The sequence below is a fragment of the Dickeya sp. ws52 genome, from assembly GCF_007210685.1.
Taxonomy (GTDB): domain Bacteria; phylum Pseudomonadota; class Gammaproteobacteria; order Enterobacterales; family Enterobacteriaceae; genus Dickeya; species Dickeya chrysanthemi.
Window position 1 is genome coordinate 319,861 of sequence record NZ_SZVX01000002.1, and the last position, 25,398, is coordinate 345,258.

At 53.6% G+C, this 25,398-nt stretch carries 22 protein-coding genes and 6 tRNA genes; 4 read left to right on the plus strand and 24 right to left on the minus strand.

Going from position 1 to position 25,398, the window contains the following annotated elements; translation table 11 throughout:
- From rsfS to leuS, 5 genes are all read right to left on the minus strand, one after another.
- Positions 1-318 (minus strand): ribosome silencing factor, encoded by a 318-nt coding sequence (rsfS, locus tag FDP13_RS03305; RefSeq protein WP_012770637.1) that lies wholly within the window; start codon positions 316-318, stop codon positions 1-3.
- 177 nt (positions 319-495) lie between these two features.
- The gene (gene nadD / locus FDP13_RS03310) at positions 496-1,179 is read right to left on the minus strand and encodes a nicotinate-nucleotide adenylyltransferase (protein WP_143838586.1); all 684 of its coding nucleotides are present in this window, start codon (positions 1,177-1,179) and stop codon (positions 496-498) included.
- Positions 1,160-2,191 (minus strand): DNA polymerase III subunit delta, encoded by a 1,032-nt coding sequence (holA, locus tag FDP13_RS03315; protein WP_143838588.1) that lies wholly within the window; start codon positions 2,189-2,191, stop codon positions 1,160-1,162. The genes nadD and holA overlap by 20 nt, the downstream gene beginning before the upstream one ends.
- Complete coding sequence (gene lptE / locus FDP13_RS03320) at positions 2,188-2,742, minus strand: LPS assembly lipoprotein LptE (protein ID WP_143838590.1); 555 nt, start codon at positions 2,740-2,742, stop codon at positions 2,188-2,190. Before lptE ends, holA begins: the two co-directional genes overlap by 4 nt.
- A gap of 14 nt (positions 2,743-2,756) precedes the next feature.
- Positions 2,757-5,339, minus strand: a complete 2,583-nt coding sequence (gene leuS / locus FDP13_RS03325; protein ID WP_143838592.1) for a leucine--tRNA ligase — start codon at positions 5,337-5,339, stop codon at positions 2,757-2,759.
- Positions 5,340-5,609: 270 nt separating this feature from the next.
- On the opposite strand from leuS, the gene FDP13_RS03330 reads away from it, so the two are divergent.
- Positions 5,610-6,089: a zinc ribbon-containing protein gene (locus FDP13_RS03330; protein WP_012770632.1), complete on the plus strand. Its 480-nt coding sequence runs from the start codon at positions 5,610-5,612 to the stop codon at positions 6,087-6,089.
- Positions 6,090-6,151: 62 nt separating this feature from the next.
- On the opposite strand, the gene FDP13_RS03335 is transcribed toward FDP13_RS03330, so the two are convergent.
- The 9 genes from FDP13_RS03335 to miaB form a co-directional block, all read right to left on the minus strand.
- A complete protein-coding gene (locus FDP13_RS03335; protein WP_012770631.1) occupies positions 6,152-6,877 on the minus strand; it encodes an amino acid ABC transporter ATP-binding protein in 726 nt (241 codons plus the stop codon).
- A complete protein-coding gene (gene gltK, locus FDP13_RS03340) occupies positions 6,877-7,551 on the minus strand; it encodes a glutamate/aspartate ABC transporter permease GltK (protein ID WP_012770630.1) in 675 nt (224 codons plus the stop codon). The genes FDP13_RS03335 and gltK overlap by 1 nt, the downstream gene beginning before the upstream one ends.
- Positions 7,552-8,292: an amino acid ABC transporter permease gene (locus FDP13_RS03345; RefSeq protein ID WP_012770629.1), complete on the minus strand. Its 741-nt coding sequence runs from the start codon at positions 8,290-8,292 to the stop codon at positions 7,552-7,554.
- A gap of 163 nt (positions 8,293-8,455) precedes the next feature.
- Positions 8,456-9,349, minus strand: a complete 894-nt coding sequence (locus FDP13_RS03350; protein ID WP_027712750.1) for a glutamate/aspartate ABC transporter substrate-binding protein — start codon at positions 9,347-9,349, stop codon at positions 8,456-8,458.
- A 376-nt stretch (positions 9,350-9,725) separates the two neighbouring features.
- Complete coding sequence (lnt, locus tag FDP13_RS03355; RefSeq protein ID WP_143838594.1) at positions 9,726-11,255, minus strand: apolipoprotein N-acyltransferase; 1,530 nt, start codon at positions 11,253-11,255, stop codon at positions 9,726-9,728.
- Between the two features lie 7 nt (positions 11,256-11,262).
- The gene (gene corC / locus FDP13_RS03360; protein WP_012770626.1) at positions 11,263-12,132 is read right to left on the minus strand and encodes a CNNM family magnesium/cobalt transport protein CorC; all 870 of its coding nucleotides are present in this window, start codon (positions 12,130-12,132) and stop codon (positions 11,263-11,265) included.
- A 94-nt stretch (positions 12,133-12,226) separates the two neighbouring features.
- A complete protein-coding gene (ybeY, locus tag FDP13_RS03365; protein ID WP_012770625.1) occupies positions 12,227-12,712 on the minus strand; it encodes an rRNA maturation RNase YbeY in 486 nt (161 codons plus the stop codon).
- Positions 12,709-13,761 (minus strand): PhoH family protein, encoded by a 1,053-nt coding sequence (locus FDP13_RS03370; RefSeq protein ID WP_033575938.1) that lies wholly within the window; start codon positions 13,759-13,761, stop codon positions 12,709-12,711. Before FDP13_RS03370 ends, ybeY begins: the two co-directional genes overlap by 4 nt.
- A gap of 235 nt (positions 13,762-13,996) precedes the next feature.
- The gene (gene miaB / locus FDP13_RS03375) at positions 13,997-15,421 is read right to left on the minus strand and encodes a tRNA (N6-isopentenyl adenosine(37)-C2)-methylthiotransferase MiaB (RefSeq protein WP_027712746.1); all 1,425 of its coding nucleotides are present in this window, start codon (positions 15,419-15,421) and stop codon (positions 13,997-13,999) included.
- Positions 15,422-15,665: 244 nt separating this feature from the next.
- Between miaB and ubiF the strand changes: the two genes are divergently transcribed.
- Both ubiF and FDP13_RS03385 read left to right on the plus strand, forming a co-directional pair.
- Positions 15,666-16,832, plus strand: a complete 1,167-nt coding sequence (gene ubiF, locus FDP13_RS03380; protein ID WP_143838596.1) for a 3-demethoxyubiquinol 3-hydroxylase — start codon at positions 15,666-15,668, stop codon at positions 16,830-16,832.
- A 178-nt stretch (positions 16,833-17,010) separates the two neighbouring features.
- Positions 17,011-17,340: a multidrug efflux SMR transporter gene (locus FDP13_RS03385; protein WP_027712744.1), complete on the plus strand. Its 330-nt coding sequence runs from the start codon at positions 17,011-17,013 to the stop codon at positions 17,338-17,340.
- A 123-nt stretch (positions 17,341-17,463) separates the two neighbouring features.
- Here the strand turns inward: FDP13_RS03385 and FDP13_RS03390 are convergent.
- From FDP13_RS03390 to nagB, 10 genes are all read right to left on the minus strand, one after another.
- Positions 17,464-17,538, minus strand: a tRNA-Gln gene (locus tag FDP13_RS03390).
- 8 nt (positions 17,539-17,546) lie between these two features.
- Positions 17,547-17,623, minus strand: a tRNA-Met gene (locus tag FDP13_RS03395).
- A 42-nt stretch (positions 17,624-17,665) separates the two neighbouring features.
- Positions 17,666-17,740, minus strand: a tRNA-Gln gene (locus tag FDP13_RS03400).
- 36 nt (positions 17,741-17,776) lie between these two features.
- Positions 17,777-17,851: transfer RNA gene (locus FDP13_RS03405), tRNA-Gln, on the minus strand.
- A 54-nt stretch (positions 17,852-17,905) separates the two neighbouring features.
- Positions 17,906-17,990 (minus strand) — tRNA-Leu (locus FDP13_RS03410).
- Positions 17,991-18,000: 10 nt separating this feature from the next.
- Positions 18,001-18,077 (minus strand) — tRNA-Met (locus FDP13_RS03415).
- A 218-nt stretch (positions 18,078-18,295) separates the two neighbouring features.
- A complete protein-coding gene (asnB, locus tag FDP13_RS03420; RefSeq protein ID WP_012770620.1) occupies positions 18,296-19,960 on the minus strand; it encodes an asparagine synthase B in 1,665 nt (554 codons plus the stop codon).
- 307 nt (positions 19,961-20,267) lie between these two features.
- Complete coding sequence (locus tag FDP13_RS03425; protein ID WP_012770619.1) at positions 20,268-21,491, minus strand: ROK family protein; 1,224 nt, start codon at positions 21,489-21,491, stop codon at positions 20,268-20,270.
- Between the two features lie 30 nt (positions 21,492-21,521).
- A complete protein-coding gene (gene nagA / locus FDP13_RS03430; RefSeq protein ID WP_143838598.1) occupies positions 21,522-22,673 on the minus strand; it encodes an N-acetylglucosamine-6-phosphate deacetylase in 1,152 nt (383 codons plus the stop codon).
- A gap of 25 nt (positions 22,674-22,698) precedes the next feature.
- Entirely contained in the window at positions 22,699-23,499 is an 801-nt protein-coding gene (gene nagB, locus FDP13_RS03435) for a glucosamine-6-phosphate deaminase (protein WP_027712740.1), read from the minus strand.
- 338 nt (positions 23,500-23,837) lie between these two features.
- Between nagB and nagE the strand changes: the two genes are divergently transcribed.
- The gene (gene nagE / locus FDP13_RS03440) at positions 23,838-25,310 is read left to right on the plus strand and encodes an N-acetylglucosamine-specific PTS transporter subunit IIBC (RefSeq protein WP_143838600.1); all 1,473 of its coding nucleotides are present in this window, start codon (positions 23,838-23,840) and stop codon (positions 25,308-25,310) included.
- Positions 25,311-25,398 lie beyond the last annotated feature (88 nt).

Genomic DNA, 25,398 nt, shown 5'->3' on the forward strand with positions numbered 1-25,398 from the left:
TCAGCCCCAGAGCTTTTCCAGTTCGTACAGATGACGGCTCTCTTGCTGCATCACATGGACGATAACATCACCAAGGTCAACCACGACCCAGTCGGCGTCGTTTTCACCTTCAACGCCCAATGGCAACATGCCGGCGGCACGGGATTCCTGCACAACGTGATCAGCGATGGAAATAACATGGCGGCTGGAGGTGCCGGTACAAATAATCATGCAGTCAGTGATACTGGATTTCCCTTTTACATCGAGCGTCACGATATCCTGACCTTTCAAATCGTCGAGTTTATCAATAACGAAATCTTGGAGTGCTTGGCCTTGCAAAGGTTCCCCCTTTGATGCGTGGTTAGTCAGCCAGCTGAGCTGGCACAATGGCGTCGGTGATAGTAGCCGGGCCGCCGCGATAATAGATAATAAGGGACGGCGGCAGGATATTTTCCCGCGGCTGAAACCAGCGGCGGAGTATATCACGGCCTTATAATGAGTGGTATCGACGCGTGGCTATCGATAGAGCCCGTGTGTGTCAATATACTTCAGCACGCTGTCGGGGAGCAGGTCATGGCAGTCGATCCCCTGCTGCCGACGATGGCGAATTTCGGTGGCTGAAATAGATAGCAGCGGCGTATGAGCGAGATAAATCAACCCGTGACTTTGGCTGTGCAATCGCGCCGCCTCATGGGTGTGATGCGCAGCCAGCCAACTCTCCAGCTCGGCAGCATCTAATTGCCGGCGATAGCCGGGACGAGCGCAGACCAGCAGATGACAATAATCCAGTATTTCCTGCCAGCGATGCCAGCGATGCAATGTCAGCAGCGAGTCTTGGCCGATAATAAAGGCCAGTGGTGTGTCGGCGCCTTTTTCTGCGCGTAACGCTTCCAGCGTGTCAATGGTGTAAGACGGTGTGGCACGTTGCAATTCGCGACCGTCCACCTGAAACAGCGGGTTATCCTGTACCGCCAATTCAGCCATGGCCTTGCGCTGGTCAGCGCTGGCTTCCGGTTGCTCACGATGCGGCGGTACGTTATTGGGCAACAATATGACATGCTGAAGGCCGATTTCCTGCGCCAGGGCGGCGGCAGGACGGAGATGCCCGTAATGAATTGGGTCGAACGTACCGCCAAAATAGGCGATAAGAGGGGAAGTAAGTGGGGATGTCGACAAGTCGCTATACCTCGAGCAGGCCATCGGGCAATGCTTTGCCGCACAGAATCATCGACAACGTTTCCAGTTCGGCCCAGACAGGCTGCCCATAATTCTGTTTCAGGGTGATTTCCAGTCGGCTCAGCAGAGTAATCGCCTGTTGTAATTGCACCGCAGACAGGCGCTGTAATGCTTGCGTCAGTAATGGCCGACGATTTTGCCAAATCTTATGCTGATCCAGCAGCGTACGCAGCGGCGTGGTTGCCATGCGCCGTTTTAACTGTAGCAACAACAGCAATTCACGCTGTACGGTGCGCAGCAGAATGACGGGTTCGCAGTCTTCCAGACGTAATTGCTGCAGGATGTGCCAGGCTCGCTTACTTTTGCCGCCGAGCAACGCATCAAGCCAATGGTACGGCGTAAAGTGAGCGGCATCGTTGACGGCCTGTTCGACTCGCGGCAGCGTCAGTTTGCCGTCCGGATATAGTAAGGATAGTCGCTCCAGCGCCTGCACTAATGCCAGCATATTGCCTTCATAGCAATAGCAAACTAACTGGCTGGACGCTTCATCCAGTTCCAGCTTCATGCTTTTAGCGCGCTGTGCCACCCAACGAGGAAGTTGTTCCTGTTCTGGCGTCATACAGGGAACGTACACGCCATGTTGCGACAGCGCCTTGAACCAAGCGCTGTTTTCCTGCGCTTTGGTCAGTTTGTTACCTCTGACTATCAATAAAATGTCAGAGTGCAGTAACGTGGCGAGTTTAATCAACTGCTCAGCGGCGGGAGCGCCGGGGCCGGCGTCCGGCAGAATCAGCAACAACGTCTGGCGAGAGGCGAACAGACTGAGTGCCTGGCAAGTAGAAAAAATCGCTTCCCAGTCGGTGTTGTTATCCAGCGTGAAACTAAAATGCTCCAGAAAATCCTGCTGACGGGCGATAGTGCGGATGTGATCCTGACTTTCCTGCAGCAATAACGGTTCATTGCCAAACAACAGATAACAGCCGCGCAGCCCCTCGTGGAGCTGCGCGGTCAGTTGTTCAGGATAGAGCCGAATCATGGGGTTGCCGGTGTCACAGTGGCAGCGGTCGCTTTCTGATCACTCTTCGTGTTCTGGCTGGCTTTGATGGTTAACAGCTTACGTACCAACTGCTGGGCTGCCTGTTGACGCATTTCCTGCAGGATAATGTCCTGTTCGGCCTCTTTAGCCAACGCTGTAAGCGGGTTATCAAAGAACGAACGGAAAATCGTCACGTTCAGTGGATAAATGTCATCCCCTGGGATCAGAACCTGGGTTTTCACTTCCAATACCAGCTGATATTCCGCCGCTTTACCGTCCTGGAAAATAGAGACGGTATTGCGGGTGAGGTGGTCTCCCATAAAGCGCAGCGATGGCAAATCCTTGCGGGTGCTGTTCTCCACAATGTTAACGTTGTTGAGCCGCAACTGCTCGCGGATAGCTCTGGTCATAGGACCATAGGGATCGCCGCTATCCAGAATCAGATTATGCAATTGCGCCGGTATTTGGGTGGTGCCGCGCAGATGAAAGCCGCAGCCGGCGGTCATTAAGACCACCAGCCCCAGCACCAGCGTTAAAAACGGGTGTCGCACAGTACCTCCTTGCCTTAACCCACAACCAGGTTAAGCAGTTTGCCCGGAACGAAAATCACCTTGCGGACGGTCACGCCATCCAGATATTTTGCTACCAGCGGTTCCTGCGCCGCACGTTCACGAACCTGCTGCTCGGTGGCATCAGCCGCTACGGTAATCTTGCCGCGGACTTTACCGTTGACTTGCACCACCACCAGACGCGAGTCTTCCACCATCGCCTGCTCATCAGCTACCGGCCACGGCGCCTGATCGATATCGCCTTCGCCTTTGAGCTCATTCCACAACACAAAGCAGGCATGTGGAGTGAATGGGTAGAGCATCCGTACCACGGCCAGCAACGTTTCTTGCGTCAACGCACGATCCTGCTCAGCGTCTTGCGGTGCTTTCGCCAGTTTATTCATCAACTCCATGATAGCCGCGATAGCGGTATTGAAGGTCTGGCGACGACCGATATCGTCAGTGACTTTGGCGATGGTTTTATGTAGATCGCGACGCAGCGCTTTCTGGTCTTCCGTCAGGGCTGCGGTGTCCAGTGGCTGGGTAGCGCCTTTTCCGGTGTGGTCATAAACCTGTTTCCACACACGTTTCAGGAAGCGGTTAGCACCTTCCACGCCGGATTCCTGCCATTCCAGCGTCATTTCCGCCGGAGATGCAAACATCATGAACAGACGGACGGTATCGGCACCATAGCGTTCTACCATCACTTGTGGGTCGATACCGTTGTTTTTCGATTTCGACATCTTGCTCATGCCGGCATACACCAGCTCGCGACCTTCGTTGTCAAACGCTTTGGTAATACGACCTTTATCATCGCGTTCCAGCGTTACGTCGCTTGGCGATACCCAGATACGCTCGCCGTTATTGCCGAGATGATAGAAGGCATCGGCCAGCACCATTCCCTGACACAACAGGCGTTTGGCCGGTTCGTTAGAGTTCACCAAACCGGCGTCACGCATCAGTTTGTGAAAGAAGCGGAAGTACATCAGGTGCAGAATGGCATGTTCGATGCCGCCGATATACTGATCGACCGGCAGCCAGTAGTTGGCGGCCGCTGGATCGAGCATCCTCTGATCGTACTGCGGACAGGTATAACGCGCGTAGTACCAGGACGACTCCATAAAGGTATCGAAGGTATCGGTCTCACGCAGCGCCGGCTGGCCGTTGATTGTGGTTTTAGCCCACTCGGGATCGGCTTTGATCGGGCTGGTGATGCCATCCATCACTACGTCTTCCGGCAAGACCACCGGCAACTGATCTTCCGGCATCGGAACAACGGTGCCGTCTTCCAACGTTGCCATCGGGATTGGTGCACCCCAGTAACGCTGGCGGGAGACACCCCAGTCGCGCAGGCGGTAGTTTACTTTGCGTTGACCGACGCCTTGTGACACCAGTTTGTCGGCAATGGCGTTGAACGCGGCATCGAAATTCAACCCGTCGAATTCGCCGGAGTTAAACAGGCAGCCTTTTTCCGTTTGCGCCTGAGCGGACAGATCCGGTTCGCTACCGTCTGCCAACAGAATAACCGGTTTTACCGGCAGGTTATATTTGTGGGCAAACTCCCAGTCGCGCTGGTCGTGGCCCGGGACAGCCATCACCGCACCGGTGCCGTATTCCATCAGCACAAAGTTGGCCGCCCATACCGGCACGTTTTCGCCGGTCAGCGGGTGGATGGCGAACAGGCCGGTGGCGACGCCTTTTTTCTCCATGGTCGCCATGTCGGCTTCCGCCACTTTGGTGTTGCGGCATTCGACGATAAAGTCTTGCAACGCTGGGTTGTTTTCCGCCGCTTTCTGCGCCAGCGGGTGACCGGCTGCCACCGCGACGTAAGTCACGCCCATGAAGGTATCCGGGCGGGTCGTGTAAACGGTCAGCGTATCGTCGGCGTCGGCGATACGGAAGGTGATTTCCACCCCTTCGGAACGGCCGATCCAGTTACGCTGCATGGTTTTGACTTGTTCCGGCCAGCTTTCCAGCGTATCAAGATCATTGAGCAGTTCATCGGCATAGGCGGTGATTTTTATGAACCACTGCGGAATTTCCTTGCGTTCTACTTTGGTGTCGCAGCGCCAGCAGCAACCGTCGATCACCTGTTCGTTAGCCAGCACGGTCTGATCGTTCGGGCACCAGTTAACCGCCGAGGTTTTTTTGTAAACCAGACCTTTTTCGTACAGCTTGGTGAAAAACCACTGTTCCCAGCGATAGTAATCCGGTTTGCAAGTCGCGACTTCGCGATCCCAATCGTAGCCGAAACCCAGCAATTTCAGCTGGTTTTTCATGTATTCGATATTGGCGTAAGTCCAGGGCGCCGGTGCGGTATTGTTTTTCACCGCCGCGCCTTCCGCCGGCAGGCCGAAGGCGTCCCAGCCGATCGGCTGCAGCACGTTCTTGCCCAACATGCGTTGGTAGCGGGAGATCACGTCACCGATGGTGTAGTTGCGGACATGACCCATGTGTAGACGGCCAGAAGGATAAGGCAGCATGGAAAGGCAGTAGTATTTTTCCTTGCCGGGTTCTTCGGTCACTTTGAAAGTCTGTTTTTCTTGCCAGTGAAGCTGGACGTGCGCTTCGATATCTTCTGGGCGGTATTGCTCTTGCATGGCTGCCAGTGGTCCTTAGTGAAAATTGCTACTTCGGTAGCATGTTCTGTTTCATTTCAAAAGATCCGCATAGCATAGCTGATAAGCGACTGGCTCAACAACCGCTTGAGGCGCTCGGCGGCTGATTTATGCGGTATCGGTAGCGAAGAACAGAGCAGGACGGTGATGTAAGGTGAGGTATTGGGAAGCGCCTCCCGGTTGTGCTGCGAAAATCATCTACACTAGGCTATGCAGGCCCGTCGATAAGCACTTTCACGCTAAGGAGTCACGATGAGCAAAGTGGTCCAGTATTATCGGGAACTGATGTCCGCCGTCACTGAGTGGTTAAGCCGTGGTGAGCGAGACATAGATAAGTTGATGTCGGATGCCCGACGTCAGTTGCAGGAAACCAATGAGCTGACACAAAAGGAGATTGAACAGGTAATACTGGCGCTTCAGCGCGATCTGCAGGCATTCTCCCTCAGCTATGAGGGGCAGGATGCTTTTTCCGATAGCGTATTCATGCGTGTGATCCGCGAAAGCCTATGGCAGAACCTGGCGGATATTACCGATAAAACGCAACTGGAGTGGCGCGAAGTCTTTAAGGACGTTAGCCACCATGGCGTGTATCACAGCGGTGAGGTGGTCGGACTCGGCAATCTGGTGTGCGAACAGTGCCACCATCACATTGCCTTCTATACGCCGGAAGTGCTGCCGTTATGTCCGAAATGCAGCCATGACCAGTTCCATCGGCAGCCGTTCTCGCCCTGATCTGACGGGTAGACAAAACAAGGGTGCCGGGGCACCCTTGCGATAAGGTAGGATCGTGTCGATTAATGCAGAATTTTTGCCAGAAAATCTTTGGCGCGATCGGAACGTGGATTACCGAAGAAATCCTCTTTGCGGGTGTCTTCAATGATTTTGCCTTCATCCATGAAGATGACGCGATGCGCCACTTTGCGGGCGAATCCCATCTCGTGGGTCACCACCATCATGGTCATGCCTTCCTGCGCCAGCTCCACCATCACGTCCAAGACTTCGTTGATCATTTCCGGGTCGAGCGCCGAGGTCGGCTCGTCAAACAGCATTGCCACCGGGTCCATGCACAACGCGCGGGCGATCGCCACACGCTGTTGCTGGCCGCCGGATAACTGGCCAGGGAATTTGTTGGCATGAGCGGACAAACCAACGCGCTTTAGCAGTTTCAATCCCTTTTCACGTGCGGCTTCTTTGTCGCGCTTGAGCACCTTGACCTGCGCCAGCGTCAGGTTGTCGACAATCGACAGGTGAGGGAAGAGTTCAAAATGCTGGAACACCATACCCACTTTGGAACGCAGTTGCGCCAAATTGGTACGCTTATCATTAACAAGGATGCCGTTAACTTCGATCTGGCCTTGCTGGATAGGTTCCAGGCCGTTAACGGTTTTGATTAAGGTCGATTTTCCGGAGCCGGAAGGTCCGCATACCACAACGACTTCACCTTTTTTCACTTCAGTGGAGCAGTCGGTCAGCACCTGAAATTGACCATACCATTTAGAAACATTTTTCAGGAAAATCATCAAACCGTCCTTCTCTTCAAATAATTGACCAGCATCGATGCCGAGAGGCTGATAACAAAATACACAAATCCGGCGAACAGGATCATTTCTACCTGAGTACCGTCGCGTTCGCCAATGGTGGATGCGGTACGGAAAAAGTCCGCCAGACTGAGCACGTACACCAGCGAGGTATCCTGAAACAGTACAATCCCCTGAGTCAGCAGCAGGGGGACCATAGCGCGGAATGCTTGAGGCAGAATCACCAGTTGCATGGATTGCCAGTGGGTCATACCCAGCGCCAGTGCGGCAGAGGCTTGCCCACGGGAAATACTCTGAATGCCTGCGCGAATAATCTCGGAATAATAGGCCGCTTCAAACAGCGAAAAGGCTACCATAGCGGATACCAACCGAATATCGCTTTTCGGAGAAAGGCCAAGCACATTTTGTAATAAGCTTGGGACGATCAGGTAGAACCACAGCAGCACCATGACCAGCGGCACGGAGCGGAACAGGTTGACGTACAGTTTGGCAAACCAACTGATGGGCTTGATGGGCGACAGGCGCATGACGGCCAGTACGGTTCCCCAGACAATACCCACCACCACGGCCGTCAGGGTGATCTCCAGCGTCACTCCCATGCCTTTAATCAGATAAGGCAGGCTGGGCGGAATCGAACTCCAGTCAAAGTTATACATTTATTTGCTCCCCAGGTTGCCCGGCAGGCGAGTTTTTCGCTCTACTATCTGCATCAACAGCATGATGATGGCGTTGATACCCACATAAGCCAGCGTTATCGCGCTGAAAGACTCGTAGGCATGGGCAGAGTAATCCAGCAGTTTGCCGGCTTGCGCCGCCATGTCCATCAGGCCGATGGTGGAGGCGATCGCGGAGTTTTTCACCAGATTGAGCATTTCAGAGGTCAACGGCGGCACAATGACTCGATAGGCGTTGGGCAGCAGAACATAACGGTAAGTTTGAGGAAGCGTCAGACCAATCGCCAGACCCGCCGCTTTCTGGCCGCGCGGCAGCGACTGAATACCAGCCCGAACCTGTTCGCAGACGCGTGCGGCGGTGAACATACCCAGACAAAACATGGACGACAGGAAAAATTGAATATTCGGGTCCAGTTCCGCTTTAAACCACATACCTAGTTTGGCCGGCAGAAGTTCCGGTATCACCAAATACCAGCTAAAGAACTGAACAATTAACGGTACATTACGGAACATTTCCACATAGCAGGTGCCGATACCAGACAACAGGCGATGGGGAACGGTACGTAGAATACCCAGCAGTGAGCCCAGCAGGAAAGCGATGATCCAGGCACACAAGGAAAGTGACACGGTGACCTGCAGGCCGGAAATAATCCACCCCAGATAGGTCGTATTTCCGAACGGGGCCGGTTGCAGGAATATACCCCAGTTCCAATCTATTGACATAACGAACTCCGGTAAAAAAGGGGTAGCGAACGCTACCCCGAAGATTGATGAGTGGCTCATGGATTTGCAGGATGGGGAACGGCCACCCTGCACCTGTCTGTCTTGCCACGAATCAGCAATCGGAAGGCAGAATTACTGCCCTTTATTGTCATTATTAATTCGGTTAAAGCGCCTTATCGTTCGGAGCTTTGAATAAGGCTTTCATGTCGTCAGACAGCTCAAAGTTCATATTCAGGTTTTTCGGCGGAATCGGTTGTTTGAACCAGGTATCGAACCATTTTTCGGCTTCGCCGGAGGTTTGAAGCTGGCTTATGGTCGCATCAACCAGTTGTTTGAATTGCGGATCGTCTTTACGCAACATACAGCCATAGGCCTCGCGGGATTGCGGGGTGCCGGTGATAACCCACTCATCCGGCGTTTTGGCTTTGGCGCGTTCGCCGGCCAGCAAGGCGTCATCCATCATGAAGGCGACTGCGCGGCCGCTTTCCAACGTACGGAACGAATCACCGTGGTCTTTGGCGCTGATGATGCGCAGGTTGAGTTTTTTCTCTTCATTCATCTTGTTCAGCAACACTTCAGACGTCGTACCGGAGGTCACGACGACGGCTTTGCCTGCCAGTTCGCTGAAATCTTTAAGGCCAGAGTCTTTTTTGGTCAGCAGACGAGTGCCGATGATAAAAATAGTATCGGAGAAAGCGACCTGCTGCTGGCGTTCCAGATTGTTGGTGGTTGAGCCGCACTCCAGGTCATAGGTGCCGTTTTGCAGCAACGGGATACGGTTTTGTGAGGTAATGGGAATTAATTTTACCTGCAGGTTCGGCGCATCAAGTTTTTTTCTGACAGCCTCAACAATCTTGTCGGAGTATGCCTGAGAGTAACCTACTACTTTCTGCTGGTTGTCGTAGTAGGAGAATGGCACTGACGATTCACGATGACCGATAACGATAACACCATTGTCTTTCACTTTTTTAAGGGTGCCAGTGAGTTCTTCTGCATGGGCCAGACTGCCGGTTGCCGAAATCAACAGTAATGACAGTGCCAGTTTGCGCAATTGCATGTTCTAACTCCTTTGCTGTTGTGATCGATGCCTATTCATGGGTGATGTGACCTTTGGATTCAGGCCATGTCACGTTGTGCACCGCTAAAGAGCGAATAAAACGCTGTCATGTTTAAAAATAGCGGATTGTAAACATATTGAAACGAGAATGTTTGTTTTTTGCGAGGTGCCCCGCACCAAACTGCTGCAATAAAAAACTTATGGCACTAATTTGGTGCAAGCCATGCCCTGATGTTGTGCCGTATCAGAGTGGCGATGGCTGCAAACGTGCAAAGCAAGACGTTTCGTATCAGTAGTAGCAAGGAGTGTGCCAAAAATGAAACAAGACATGTCTGAACATGTCTTGTTTCTGGCGATAAGAAGGTGAAGAGAGTTATCAGCGCGAACGGAAACGAGACGCCAGCGCTGCGAAGCCGAGCACGGTTTCCAGCAACCATAGCGGCCAGGAGCCGAAGCGGGCATAAGGCGTAAGACCGGTCGTCGGCGTGACGCGGGTTTCCAATACGGTACGAGTGAACTGTGGAAGACTGGCGCTAATACTGCCGTCAGGCGCAATAGCGGCGGTTACGCCGTTGTTGGTGGCGCGCAGTAGCGGTCGGCCCAGCTCCAGCGCACGCATCCGCGCCATCTGGAAATGTTGCCAGGGACCGATCGAATTGCCGAACCAGGCATCGTTGGAAATAGTCAGCAGCATGTCGGTATCCGCACGGAAATTGTCGCGTACTTGCTGCCCCAGGATCACTTCGTAGCAGATAGTGGCGGTGAGGCGGTAACCGTTGACGATCAGCTGCGGCTGGCGATAGCCGCCGCGGCTGAAAGCGGACATCGGCAGATCAAAAAACGGCGCCAGCGGACGCAACAGGGTTTCCAGCGGCACAAATTCGCCAAACGGCACCAGGTGATGCTTGTTGTAACGGTTGGCGGTGGGGTAGCGATACGGCTGCTGATCGCCCAGAACAATAATGCTGTTATAAAAATCAGTGCGATTGTTTTCCCGGCGGGCATCGACGATGCCGGTAATCAGGCTGCTGTGATGTTCGCGCAGGATGGCGTCCAGTTGCGTCAGGTAGTCCTGCTGGCGGATTTCGACATCCGGAATGGCCGATTCAGGCCAAATCACCAGCGGTGCTTTTTCCATCACCGATTGAGTGTTGTCGAAATAGATTTTTAAGGTGTTGAGCAGCTCGTTCGGGTCCCATTTTAGCGCCTGTGGGATATTACCTTGCACCATGGCAACGTTAACCGCTCGCTCTGGTTGTAGCTTATACCATTCGATCAAACGTAACGGCCATGGCAGCATTAACACCAGAGCGGCAACCAACGCCGGTTGCCAACGGCGTTGCGTCAGAGCCAGCACCAGCAAGCCGCTGATTATCATCAGCAAGAAGGTCAGGGTATCGACCCCTGCGATCGGCGCGATACCTTTCAGCGGCCCCTCAAGCTGGCTATAGCCGAATTGCAACCAGGGAAACCCGGTCAACACCCAACCGCGTAGTAATTCGGTCAACTGCCACAGCACCGGCGGCGCCAGCACTAGCCGCCAGACGGTAGCTTGCGGCCACAGACGCGCAAGCAATCCGGCAAACAGCATGGGATAGAGCGACAGGTAGAGCGCCAGCAACACCACCAGGCCGATATTGACCGGACCGGGCATACCGCCAAAGTCGGCGATGCTGTAGTAAACCCAGTGAATGCCGGTGCCAAACAGGCCGAACCCCCAGCTAAAACCAATGGCGGCGGCCTGACGCGCCGGACGATTTAGCGTCATGCTCAGCAGGCCCATCAGGGAAATAATAGCGGCAGGCCAGAAATCGTAAGGAGAAAACGCCAGTGTGCCGCAGGCACCGAATAAAAGCGCCAGCAGGAGGCGAACCTGCTGGCGTTGCAATAATGAGGCGACTGCCATGAATGAATTAGTCTTCCAGTTGCGGTTGCGGAACGTCGTCAGGGATTCTGACATGAACCTGAATAATACGGCGGCTGTCTGCCATGGCAACTTTGAACAGGTAACCGTCTATGTCGATGGTTTCCCCGCGTGCCGGCAGGTGACCGAATGATTGCATCACCAGACCGCCGATAGTATCCACTTCTTCGTCACTGAACCGGGTGGCGAAAATCTTGTTGAAGTCCTCGATAGGCGTGAGTGCGCGTACCGTGTAGGTCTGGCGGTTGAGTTGACGAATATCGCGATCTTCTTCGTCATCGTACTCGTCCTCGATTTCGCCGACGATCAGCTCCAGAATATCTTCAATCGTCACCAGCCCGGAGACGCCGCCGAATTCATCAATGACGATGGCCATGTGGTAGCGCAGAGAGCGGAATTCATTAAGCATACGATCCACCCGCTTGCTTTCCGGCACCACCACGGCGGGCCGCAGCACTTTATCCATGCTGAATGGTTCGGAGTTGCTGCGCATGAACGGCAGCAGATCCTTGGCCATCAGGATACCTTCAATGTGGTCTTTATCTTCACTGATGACGGGAAAGCGGGAATGAGCCGATTCGATGATCACATCCAGACACTCTTCCAGCGTCTGGTTATGCTTGAGAGTAATCATTTGCGAACGCGGGATCATGATGTCGCGCACGCGCTGTTCGGCGATGTCCATCACGCCTTCCAGCATGTCGCGAATTTCCGGATCAATTTGTTCCGAATCGCGGATCAACGCCAGCAGATCGTCATGATCTTTGGATTCACCGTGAAAAATCTGATTAAGAAAAAGAGAAAAGAATCCCTTTTTGGGACTGGGGGTATCGCTGTTGGGAGAATGGTCGTCGCTCATGGCGTCAGTTAATATCACTCTTGTTAAGAAATGATGACCAGCGGTGAATCAGGTTAAACATCGCCGCTGGCGTTTAGTCCTTAAAATATCGAATTTAAGGCTTATCCGTAATATCTTCTTTTTCTGCCAGATACGGGTCGGCATAACCCATACTCTGCATGATTTCCGTTTCCAGTGCTTCCATTTCTTCGGCTTCACTGTCTTCGATATGATCATAACCTAACAGATGCAGACTGCCATGGACAACCATGTGCGCCCAATGTTCCTCGGTACTTTTCCCCTGTTCGACCGCTTCCTGCTCGACGACCTGCCGGCAGATGATGAGATCGCCGAGTAACGGCAGTTCCACTTCCGGCGGCGCTTCGAACGGAAACGACAGCACATTGGTCGGTTTGTCTTTACCCCGGTAAGTCAGGTTCAGGTGGTGGCTTTCCTCTTCATCCACCACTCTGATGGTGACTTCCGCCACCTCCTGAAATTGCGGCAGCACCGCTTCCAGCCAGCGCTGGAAGTCGGCTTCAGACGGCAGCCCAAGGCTCTGTTCACTGGCGATTTGCAAATCAAGGATGACCTGGCTCATTTTTGCTCCTGCGGGGCGGCTTGCGCGTCACGTTTACGCTGTTCCGCCAGTTCGTCCCGGCGTTTTTGATCGGCGTTTTCCCAGGCCTCATAGGCATTAACAATACGAGCGACCACCGGGTGGCGCACAACGTCTTCACTGTGGAAAAAGTTGAAACTGATCTCCTCAACGCCAGACAGCACTTCAATAGCATGACGCAACCCGGATTTTTGATTGCGCGGCAGGTCTATCTGGGTGACGTCGCCGGTGATGACCGCTTTCGAGTTAAAGCCGATACGGGTCAGGAACATCTTCATCTGTTCGATAGTGGTGTTCTGGCTTTCATCCAGAATGATGAAGGCGTCGTTCAGCGTGCGGCCGCGCATATAAGCCAAGGGGGCGACTTCAATCACATTGCGCTCGATAAGTTTCTCCACCCGCTCGAAGCCCAACATTTCAAACAGTGCGTCGTAGAGCGGGCGCAGATACGGATCCACTTTTTGACTCAAGTCGCCCGGCAGAAAGCCTAACTTTTCACCGGCCTCTACGGCCGGGCGGGTCAGCAGAATGCGGCGAATATCCTGCCGTTCCAGTGCATCCACGGCAGCGGCTACCGCCAGATAGGTTTTCCCGGTACCGGCCGGCCCGATACCAAAAGTGATGTCGTGATCAAGGATATGGGCGATGTACTGCGCCTGATTGGGCGTACGGGGCTTAATGACGCCGCGTTTGGTACGGATGTTCACCGCTTTGCCGTATTCCGGCACGCTGTCGGCGGTTTGTTCCAACACCCGGGATTCCTTGATGGCCAGATGAATCTGCTCCGGATCAATGTCTGGAATCTCGCCGCGAACCGGTGCGGTATCGACATAAAGATGGCGCAGAATATCGGCGGCGGCGTCGATGCAGAGGTCTTTCCCTACCAGCTTGAAATGATTGTCGCGATGATTGATCTCTATGCCGAGACGGCGTTCCAACTGTTTGATGTTGTCGTCAAACGGGCCGCACAGACTGAGCAGGCGTTTGTTGTCCGCGGGTTCGAGGGCAATTTCTTTTATCGTTACGTTCAAACTATTCCTCTTGGGTTTAAGCAGAATGAGTAATCACTGACGCTGTGCCACAGACAAGGGCTTCTGCCCGGATGTGGCGCAGAGATTACCCTGATTATTTATCGTGAAGCCGGCAGGGCGCAAGTCAGATTCGGCATAAAAGCAACCGGGGCGGTGGATTCGTGTCGCACATAATAGAGGGCGGAAAAGAAAAGCGGGCCGTTTAACGGCCCGCTTGAGAATCATCATCAGCGTATTACGGCTGATAGATACCGACGCCGAGCTCGTCTTCTTTACGGGTCCGGGCGATGACCGATGTCGGTGATTCGCTGACGCGTAAATCCATCTGGTCTTCGGTAAGCACCACCACGCCACGCAATGAGTTCGGGTAAACATCGACGATTTCTACGTCGACAAACTTGCCGATCATGTCGGGAGTGCCTTCGAAGTTCACCACGCGGTTATTTTCGGTGCGGCCGGACAGCTCCATCACGTTCTTGCGCGAGGTGCCTTCAACCAGAATACGCTGCACGGTGCCCATCATCCGGCGGCTGTACTGCATGGCTTGTTGATTAATGCGCTCTTGCAGAATGTACAGGCGTTGCTTTTTCTCCTCTTCGGTCACATCGTCCACCATGTCGGCGGCCGGAGTACCGGGGCGAGGGGAGTAGATAAAGCTAAAGCTGATGTCGAAATCGACATCGGCGATTAATTGCATGGTTTGTTCGAAATCTTCCTGGGTTTCGCCCGGGAAGCCGATGATAAAATCGGAGCTGATCTGGATAGACGGGCGTGCCTTGCGCAGTTTGCGGATGATCGCTTTGTATTCCAGTGCGGTATGGCGGCGTTTCATCATCGTCAGAATGCGGTCTGAACCGCTTTGAACCGGCAGATGCAGGAAGCTCACCAGCTCCGGCGTATCTTCGTATACGCTGATGATGTCGTCGGTGAATTCAATCGGATGGCTGGTAATAAAACGAATACGGTCAATACCGTCGATCGCCGCCACCAGACGCAGTAATTCGGCAAAGCTGCAAATATCGCCATCATGCGTGGCGCCGCGGTAAGCGTTCACGTTCTGGCCCAGCAGGTTGACTTCGCGTACGCCCTGCGCCGCCAGTTGGGCGATTTCAAACAAGACGTCGTCCGCCGGGCGGCTGACTTCTTCGCCGCGGGTATAAGGCACGACGCAGAATGTACAGTATTTGTTGCAACCTTCCATGATGGAAACAAAGGCCGTCGGACCTTCGGCGCGCGGTTCCGGCAAGCGATCGAATTTCTCTACTTCCGGGAAGCTGATGTCCACGATAGGGCTACGGGTGCCCTGTACATGATTAATCATTTCCGGTAAACGATGCAGCGTTTGCGGCCCGAAGATCACGTCGACATAATGGGCGCGATCACGAATATGTTCGCCTTCCTGCGACGCCACACAACCGCCCACACCGATAATCAGATTCGGATTGACGTCTTTGAGCGTTTTCCAGCGGCCGAGCTGATGAAACACTTTTTCCTGCGCCTTTTCACGGATCGAACAGGTATTCAGCAGCAGAAGGTCGGCTTCTTCAGCGACGTCGGTCAGCTGGTAACCGTGCGTACTTTCCAGGAGATCGGCTATCTTCGATGAATCATACTCATTCATCTGACAGCCCCAGGTTTTGATATGCAGTTTCTTTGTCATCGTCATCGACTAGCCATTACTCAGTGCGGGTAAACACGCTGTCCTTCGTGGGGCGCGTACATGCGGGCGCGTATTGTAATCTTTTGCCGCCGTTGTGACCAGATCAAGCGTGAGGCGGCATTGAGTGATGATGTGCATCGCTTTTCTGAAAACGCATGGTGAAATCCAGTAAACTATCGGCATCTTTTGTCTTTCTGGCGCAGATGTTTGTTGAACTTTGCGCCGTGGAAACGGTGGGACAGGTATGCACTATGATGCAGTGATTGTGGGCGGAGGCATGGTCGGTGCCGCCGCCGCATTAGGCTTGGCGCAAAACGGTTTTCGGGTAGCGGTGCTAGAGCAGGAAACGCCGCCGCCGTTTGTTGCAGGCAGTGCGCCGGATGTGCGCGTGTCGGCGATCGGTCAGGCATCGGTCAGATTGCTGGAACGGCTGGGCGCGTGGCAAGGGGTTGAGCAGATGCGTAGTGCGCCTTATCGACGTCTCGAAACCTGGGAATGGGACAAGGCGCATGTGGTCTTTGACGCCGCAGATCTCGGGTTATCTGAACTGGGATTCATGGTGGAAAACCGGGTGTTGCAGTTGGCGCTGTGGCAGATACTGGAGAAGACGCCAGACGTAACGCTGTTGTGCCCGTGGCAATTACAAAGGTTGCAGCGCGAGAACGACCAATGGCTGCTGACCAGCGAGCAGGGCGATAACCTGTCGACGTCGTTGGTGATTGGTGCGGATGGCGCTAATTCGAGAATTCGTCAGTGGGCGGGAATTGGCGTCACTGGTTGGCAATATCGCCAGTCTTGCATGTTGATTAGCGCCGAAATGCCCGGCCCGCAACAGGATGCGACCTGGCAGCGCTTTACGCCGTCCGGGCCGCGAGCGTTTTTGCCGTTGTTTGAAGGCTGGTGCTCGTTGGTGTGGTATGACAGCCCGTCGCGCATCCGCCAGTTACAGGCGATGTCGCTGCCTCAACTGAATAAAGCTATCGCTGAAACCTTCCCTGAACGGCTGGGGGCAGTCAATGCCGTCGCAGCGGGGGCATTTCCGTTGGTGCGCCGTCATGCGCAGCAATATGTGTTGCCGGGGCTGGCGTTGATTGGCGATGCCGCGCATACCATTAATCCACTGGCGGGGCAGGGCGTGAATCTAGGGTATCGTGATGTATCCGCGCTGCTTGACGTGATAATTCGGGCGCGTGATGAGGGCAATGTCTGGTATAGCGATGCCGTGCTGCAGCGTTATCAGCAGCAGCGCAAACCAGATAACCTGCTGATGCAAAGTGGTATGGATCTGTTCTACGGCGCTTTCAGTAACCGTTTACCGCCGCTTGAGCTGGTGCGAAATCTGGCATTGATGGCGGCACAACGCGCCGGAAAACTAAAACAGCAAGCATTGCGTTATGCGTTGGGGTTATAAACAGCGTGGCAGCCTATAGCTGTTATGCTGTTTTTTCATCGTTTGTTCGCCGTCATGCCGCTTTCATGCGATGTTGTTACACTGATACCGCTATCTCTGCATCTGCCAGGAGACAATCGACATCACGCATTATCCTGGCGGCATGTGGTGAATTCCTTATTTCTGAGCAGTGAAACTGATGACTTATTTATTTCTTTGTCTGGCGATTGTGTCGGAAGTGGTGGCGACTACGGCGCTGAAATTATCGGAGAGCTTTACCCGGCCATTGCCGAGCGTGGTGACGGTGGTTTTTTATATCATCGCATTTTACTGCCTGACCCTTTCCATGCGGGTGCTGCCGACCGGCGTGATTTACGCTATCTGGTCGGGTGCGGGAATTGTGTTGATCGCAGCGATAAGCTGGATTTTTTACGGTCAGCGGTTGGACTGGCCGGCCGTGCTGGGAATGGCGTTAATCATCGCCGGGGTTGCTGTCATTAACCTGTTTTCCAATTCTGTGGCACATTGATTACCAATCCGGTGTTGGCACCAAGTTAGCACCGGTTATTGATTCGGAAAGGTGATTAGATAAACAACTGATGAATTGGCGAGTAGTGAAAAAAGAAAAGCCCGCAAAACGGGCTTTTCTATATGGCTGGGGTACGAGGATTCGAACCTCGGGATGGCGGAATCAGAATCCGCTGCCTTACCGCTTGGCGATACCCCAATTTAAAGTGGTGGCTACGACGGGAATCGAACCTGTGACCCCAGCATTATGAGTGCTGTGCTCTAACCAGCTGAGCTACGTAGCCAAATTACTGTCTGCCGAAAACTGTAAGTTTTACGACTGAAAATGGCTGGGGTACGAGGATTCGAACCTCGGGATGGCGGAATCAGAATCCGCTGCCTTACCGCTTGGCGATACCCCAACAGGGTGCACATCGAATGATGTGTCTCACAATATATGGCTGGGGTACCAGGATTCGAACCTGGGAGTGGCGGGATCAAAACCCGCTGCCTTACCGCTTGGCGATACCCCAATAAAACCTTTCAAACCGACGTGACGCTTCCGGTCTTCACACTGATGAAGATAATGGTGCGGGAGGCGAGACTTGAACTCGCACACCTTGCGGCGCCAGAACCTAAATCTGGTGCGTCTACCAATTTCGCCACTCCCGCAGGGAAAAAATGGTGGCTACGACGGGAATCGAACCTGTGACCCCAGCATTATGAGTGCTGTGCTCTAACCAGCTGAGCTACGTAGCCATCTTTTCCGCGTCACCTTCATCGGCGTTGCGGGGCGCATTATGCTAAGTTGGCTTTTTGGCGTCAACACATTTTTTCCCTAAAAACGACGTATTCGTGCTGTTTGTTTGGGTTATGAACAGTATGGTGAGAAAAACGTCAGAAAGCAGGCTTTTAACTGTATTCCATAAGAAAAACGGGCCGCGATTGGCCCGTTTGAAACAGTAAAATAAAGTGGCTTATTGATAGGCGGACTGATGTACGCCGACGGCGCGACCTGATGGGTCATCCATCTTTTTGAAGGATTCATCCCACTCAATCGCTTTAGCGGACGAACACGCGACGGACGGGCCGCCAGGGACGCATTCAGCCGCACTGGGAACCGGGAACAGTTCTTCAAAAATTTCGCGGTACAGATAGCCTTCTTTGGTGGTCGGCGTGTTGTACGGAAAGCGGAAGTGCGCCGTTTCCAGTTGCTGATCGGAAATCTGTTTGGCGGCTACTTCTTTCAACGTATCGATCCAACTGTAACCCACACCGTCGGAGAACTGCTCTTTCTGGCGCCAGGCCACGCTGTGCGGCAAATAGGATTCGAAGCATTCACGCAGAATGTGTTTTTCCATTTTGCCGTTGCCGCACATTTTGTCTTTCGGGTTGATGCGCATTGCCACATCCAGGAATTTTTTGTCCAGGAACGGTACGCGCGCTTCAACGCCCCAGGCCGACATCGCTTTGTTGGCGCGGGCGCAATCGTACTGGTGCAGCGCCAGCAATTTACGCACGGTCTCTTCATGGAGTTCTTTCGCGTTCGGCGCTTTGTGGAAGTAGAGATAGCCGCCGAATACTTCATCGGAACCTTCGCCCGACAGCACCATTTTGATACCCATCGCCTTGATTTTACGCGACATCAGGTACATTGGCGTTGAGGCGCGGATGGTGGTGACATCGTAAGTTTCGATGTGATAAATCACGTCGCGAATAGCGTCCAGACCTTCTTGTACCGTGAAATGGATTTCGTGGTGCACGGTGCCGAGGTGGTCTGCAACATCGCGTGCGGCTTTCAGGTCAGGCGCGCCTTCCAGGCCAACGGCGAACGAGTGAAGCTGTGGCCACCAGGCTTCGCTGCGCTCGTCATCTTCCACTCGGCGGGCGGCGAATTTTTTGGTGATGGCGGAAATGACGGAGGAGTCCAGCCCGCCGGACAGCAATACGCCATAAGGTACATCGGACATCAGGTGGCTTTTCACCGACTCTTCCAATGCTTCACGCAGTTCTTCGGCATCGGTGACGTTATCTTTCACGTTGTCGTAATCGAACCAGTCGCGGCGATAGTACTCGCGAATTTCGCCGTCTTTACTCCACAGATAACTACCGGCCGGGAATTCTTTGATGGTGCGGCATACCGGCACCAGCGCTTTCATTTCAGAGGCAACATAGAAGTTACCGTGTTCGTCGTAACCCATATACAGCGGGATGATGCCCAGGTGATCACGGCCGATCAAATAAGCGTCTTTTTCGCTGTCATACAATGCGAAGGCGAACATACCGCGCAGATCGTCCAGGAATTCCGGGCCTTTTTCCTGATACAGCGCCAGAATGACTTCACAATCCGAGCCGGTCTGGAATTGATAGCGGTCGCCGTACTGTTGACGCAGAGCCTGATGGTTATAAATTTCACCGTTCACGGCCAGAACGTGGGTATGTGCCTGGTTATAGAGAGGCTGAGCACCGGTGTTGACGTCGACGATGGACAAACGCTCGTGTGCTAGAATGGCTTTGTCGCTGGCATAAACGCCGGACCAGTCCGGGCCGCGGTGGCGCATCAGACGGGATAACTCCAGCGCTTTCTTGCGCAGTTCAACCGGGTCGGTTTTCAGATCAAGCACACCAAAAATAGAACACATACAGAAGGCTCCCTTTATTCACGCATTATTCACGCATTGCAGCGTGAAAACAGTCAAAGTGTATGGCGGTAATCAGCGGTTTTCCTTGCCGTGTTTTTACCACTGAGGGTGACTCGCCGCCGTATCGGTAACACTGATTTAGCATCAAAAGGGGATGTCAATTCAATATCCTTTAATGAAAAAAGCCATTGTGCTGGTGAATATGTAATTCACAGTGTGTTTTATTGTGTTTTATTCACAATGATGACGAGAATATGCCGGATTTTTAGCGATTTCATAATCCGGCCTTATAGCAGAAAGTGGAAAACTACTGATTTTCAAGCAGACGTTGCAGCAATACGCCGTTGAGCATCGCTCGTTTTACCAGGGCGAAAGCCCCGATGGCGGATAAATGCTGTAACCCGGAAACCACAACCGGCAGATTTTGCCGGAAATCTTTGAGCACCTGCGTGTTGATGCAGCGCTGAATTGCGGGCAACAGGAGTTTGTCTGCCGCGGTAATTTCACCGGCAATCACCACTCGTTGCGGGTTGAACAGGTTGACGGCAATGGAGATTGCTTTACCCAGTTGCAGCCCAGCCGCTTCGATCAGTTCTCTTGCGAGGAGATCGCCTTTTCCCGCGGCTTTGCAGATAGCGTCTATCTGGCAGGCATCCGGCGTGAGCTTGCTGGGAAATCCCTGTTGCAGCAGATGACGTGCCCGCTGCTCCAGTGCGCCGTTAGATACTACCGTCTCCAGACAACCAAAATTGCCGCAGTGGCAGCGGTCGCCCAGCGGGTCAATCTGGATATGACCTATCTCCCCGACATTGCTGTTGCTGCCGAGGAAAATTTTGCCGTTGACCAGGATGCCGGCGCCCACGCCGCGATGGACTCGCACCAGCAGTGAGTCCTGGCAATCCCGGGTGGCGCCGAAGTAATGTTCGGCCAGCGCCAGGCTGCGGATATCATGACCGACGAAACTATGGATGTTGAAGCGTCGTTCGAGATTCTCCACCAGCGGCCAGTTATCCACGCTGATGTGCGGCATATAACGCACCACGCCGGCCGTGGGGTCGACCAGTCCCGGCAATACCACTGAAATGGCGATTAATTCACGGATTCGGCGCTGATGGCGGGCGATGAATTGCTCAATAACGCTGAACAATGCGTTTTCCAGTGAGTCCTGCGTGTTTTCCGGCAGGTTACAGTGCTCTTCTTCCAGCCGTTTTCCCTGCAGGTCGTATAAGGCGAGGGTCGCGTCGTGGCGGCCAAGCCGCACCGCTACGGTATGAAATGGCCGTGTTTCTGAAATGATGGAGATAGCGCGACGCCCGCCGGTTGATGCCTGCTGGTCCACTTCTTTGATCAAACCGCGTTCCAACAACTGGCGGGTAATTTTGGTGACGCTGGCGGGAGCTAACTGGCTCTGTTCTGAAATCTGAATCCGGGAGATAGGGCCTTGCTGGTCAATCAGGCGGTACACGACCGCACTGTTGAGTTGTTTGACCAGATCAATGTTCCCTATCTGGGTTTGTCCGCCTGTGGTCATGACGCGTTACTCGTGTCGAGGCAATACGATTTAGTGTTTATGAAAGACTTCTTCACCGTTCACAAACGTATTGAGGATGTCAAAATCGCGGGTAAATACCGTCAGGTTCGCTACTTTTCCTGTTTCAATGCTTCCCAGTCGGTGTGCTTCGCCGATGGCCATTGCCGGGTAGAGCGTCGCCATTCTCAGTGCTTCATCCAGAGCGATACCCGCGTGTTCTACGCAATTGCGCACCGCATCGATCATGGTGAGTGCCGAGCCGCTCAAGGTGCCGTTCTCATCCACACAGATGCCGTCGCGGTAGTATATGGTTTTACCGGCAAATGTGAACTGGTCGATATCAGAGCCGGCCGGTGCCGTGGCGTCGGTAACCAGCACCAGCTTATCGCCTTTGATACGTTTGCTATTGCGGATGTTGGCCCAACTGACATGGTGGCCGTCGGCAATGATGCCGCAGTAGATTTCCGGCGCATCATAGACGGCACCGACCAAACCCGGTTCGCGGCCGGCAATCGGAGGCATGGCATTGAACAGATGGGTGGCAAAGCGGATCCCGGCGGCAAAACCCTGTTTGGCCTGCTCCCAGGTGGCGTGGGAGTGGCCGGCGGAGACCACAATGCCGGCATCGCTCAATTGTTTGATCACTTTATCGGGCACCCTTTCCGGCGCCAGCGTGATTTTGCTGATCACATCGGCATTGTCACACAGATAGGCGACCAGTTGCTCGTCCGGCTGGCGGATAAAAGCGGCGTCGTGGGTGCCTTTTTTCGCTGGGTTGAGCCAGGGGCCTTCCAGATGTAACCCCAGCGCCTGGTGGCGATGTTGGGCAAGCCAGGCACGCATGACGTCGATGCTGCGGCGCATGAATTCATCGGAGGAGGTGATGAGCGTCGGCAAAAAGCTGGTACAGCCGGATTTTTCGTTGGCTTTCTGCATGGTTTCCAGCGTTTTGACGCAAAGGCTGCTCAGCGCGTCGTTAAACTGAACGCCGCCACAGCCGTTCAGTTGCAGGTCGATAAAGCCAGGAGTTAATAATGCGCCGGCAAGATCGCGCCGGGGTAGCGTATCAGGCAGTTCGTGTACCGGGCACACGGCATCGATCAGTCCGTCGGCGATGACGACGGCATAGCCGTCAAGAGTCTGGTGGCCGGTAAAAATACGACCGTTGGTTAAAGCGTACATTTTTATAAAGCTCCTGGCTCACCGATTACAGATTTTTGAGATTTTCAGCTTCCAGCTCGCGGAAATACTTCACGGTCTTCACTTTTAATTCCATTGTGGAAGGCTCGTCGCACACCATCAGCGCCTTGGCGTGCAACTGTAGGCAACTGATCGTCCACATGTGATTCACGTTGCCTTCCACTGCGGCCTGAAGCGCCAGTGCTTTATGGCGGCCGCTGACCAGAATCATCACTTCTTCTGCATCCAGCAGCGTACCCACGCCCACGGTCAGCGCATATTTAGGCACCTGACCGACATCGCCGCCAAAGAAACGGGAATTGGCGATACGTGTTTCTTCCGTCAACGTTTTGATACGCGTGCGGGATACCAAAGAGGATGCAGGTTCATTAAAAGCGATGTGACCGTCATTGCCGACGCCGCCCATAAAGAGGTGAATCTTACCGTAAGATTTGATTTTTTCTTCATAACGCTGACATTCGGCAGTGATATCTTCTGCGTTGCCGTTCAACAGGTTAATGTTTCCTTCCGGAATATCAACGTGGTTGAAAAAATTCTGGTACATGAAGGTCCGGTAACTTTCCGGATGGTCCGCCGGCAGGCCGACGTATTCGTCCATATTGAAAGTAACGACATATTTGAAACTGACCTGGCCGGCGTTGTATAGCGCAATCAGGGATTTATAGGCCTCCAGCGGCGAGCTGCCGGTCGGCAGACCGAGCACGAACGGGCGCTCCGCCGTCGGGTTAAACGCATTGATGCGCTCGGCAATATAACGGGCGGCCCATTTGCCAACGTCGGCCGGGGTCGTTAATGGGATCAGTCTCATGGGGCTCTCCTCAGAAAATCGGTTAGCGAAGGCAATTATTCATCGTATAAGCGCAATCAGATAGACTCGGCGTCAGTTAATATGCCTGTACGACGCTTTGGTATTCATTTGGCGTTAGTGTAGCTCGTTTTTTTTAGTCTTGAAATAAGTTGTGTTAACGCTACGCCATAAACTTTTTGTATGTGCTTTTGTGGTGATAATTATCACATAATTACCGTTATTAATTTGCGTGACGAATTATTTTTTTGGCACTCTGCTCAGGCCCACATGGCTGGCGGGTGATTTGGTAATAAGGCTGACAGACAATTTTATTGCCCGTAAGGGAAAGAGAGGGGAAGGTGAGTATACTCGGTTATTTACAAAAAGTAGGCCGTGCGCTGATGGTGCCGGTCGCGACGTTACCCGCAGCCGCCATCCTGATGGGCGTCGGGTATTGGATAGATCCCGTCGGTTGGGGTAGTGAAAGTGCGCTGGCGGCATTGCTGATCAAGTCAGGCGCGGCGATTATCGAGCATATGGCGGTGTTATTTGCGGTCGGCGTCGCCTACGGTATGTCGAAAGATAAAGACGGCGCGGCGGCATTGTCCGGCTTTGTCGGTTATCTGGTGCTGACTACGCTGTGTTCGCCCGCAGCGGTTTCCATGATTCAGCACATCCCGCTGGCGGAGGTGCCGAAGGCATTCGGTAAAATTGAAAACCAGTTCATCGGTATTCTGGTCGGCGTGATTTCCGCCGAGCTGTATAACCGCTATAGTCAGGTTGAGTTACCTAAAGCGCTCTCTTTTTTCAATGGTCGCCGTCTGGTGCCGATTCTGGTATCTGTGCTGATGATTGCGGTGGCGTTTGTGCTGATGTACGTCTGGCCGGTGATTTATAACGTGCTGGTTTCCTTTGGCGAACATATTCAGCAACTGGGGTCGGTCGGTGCCGGTATCTATGCATTCTTCAACCGCCTGCTGATTCCTGTTGGATTACATCATGCGCTGAACTCGGTGTTCTGGTTTGATGTGGCCGGCATTAACGATATTCCTAATTTCCTGAGCGGACAGCAGGCGATTGATGCCGGTAAAGCCATTCCGGGTATTACCGGGCGTTATCAGGCCGGTTTCTTCCCGATCATGATGTTTGGCTTGCCGGGCGCGGCGCTGGCGATTTATCACTGTGCGCGTCCTGAAAATCGCAGTCGGGTGGCGGGGATTATGGTGGCGGCGGCGTTTGCAGCCTTTTTCACCGGCATCACCGAACCGCTGGAATTCTCCTTCATGTTTGTGGCGCCGGTGCTGTATGTGCTACATGCCGTGTTGACCGGCATTTCGGTATTCATCGCCGCCAGCCTGCACTGGATTGCCGGTTTTGGTTTCAGCGCCGGTTTGGTGGACCTGGTGTTGTCTACACGTAACCCGCTGGCGACGAATTGGTATATGTTGCTGCTTCAGGGCGTAGCCTTCTTCATCATCTATTATGTGGTGTTCCGCTTTACCATCACCCGTTTTAACCTGATGACGCCGGGACGCGAAGCTGCTGTAGCGCAAACCTCATCAGAAAACGCGGCTGCGTCTCAAGGTAATAGTCAGTCGGTGGCGAGAGGCTATCTGCAGGCTATCGGCGGCAAGGATAATCTGACCGGGATTGATGCCTGTATTACCCGTTTGCGCCTGAGCGTGAAGGATTCCGCGCTGGTAGATGAACCGGCTGCACGTCAGTTGGGGGCGGCAGGGGTGATTCGTCTCAACAAACAAAGCGTGCAGATTGTCGTCGGCACTCAGGCGGAAAATATCGCAGCGGCGTTGCGAGACGTTTCGCAGGAATAAGTCGGCCGGCGTGATTGCCGTCAATATCGACAAACGGAGCGTGCGCAAGACGTACGCTCCGTTTTTTTATCTTGAACTTTCATGAAAC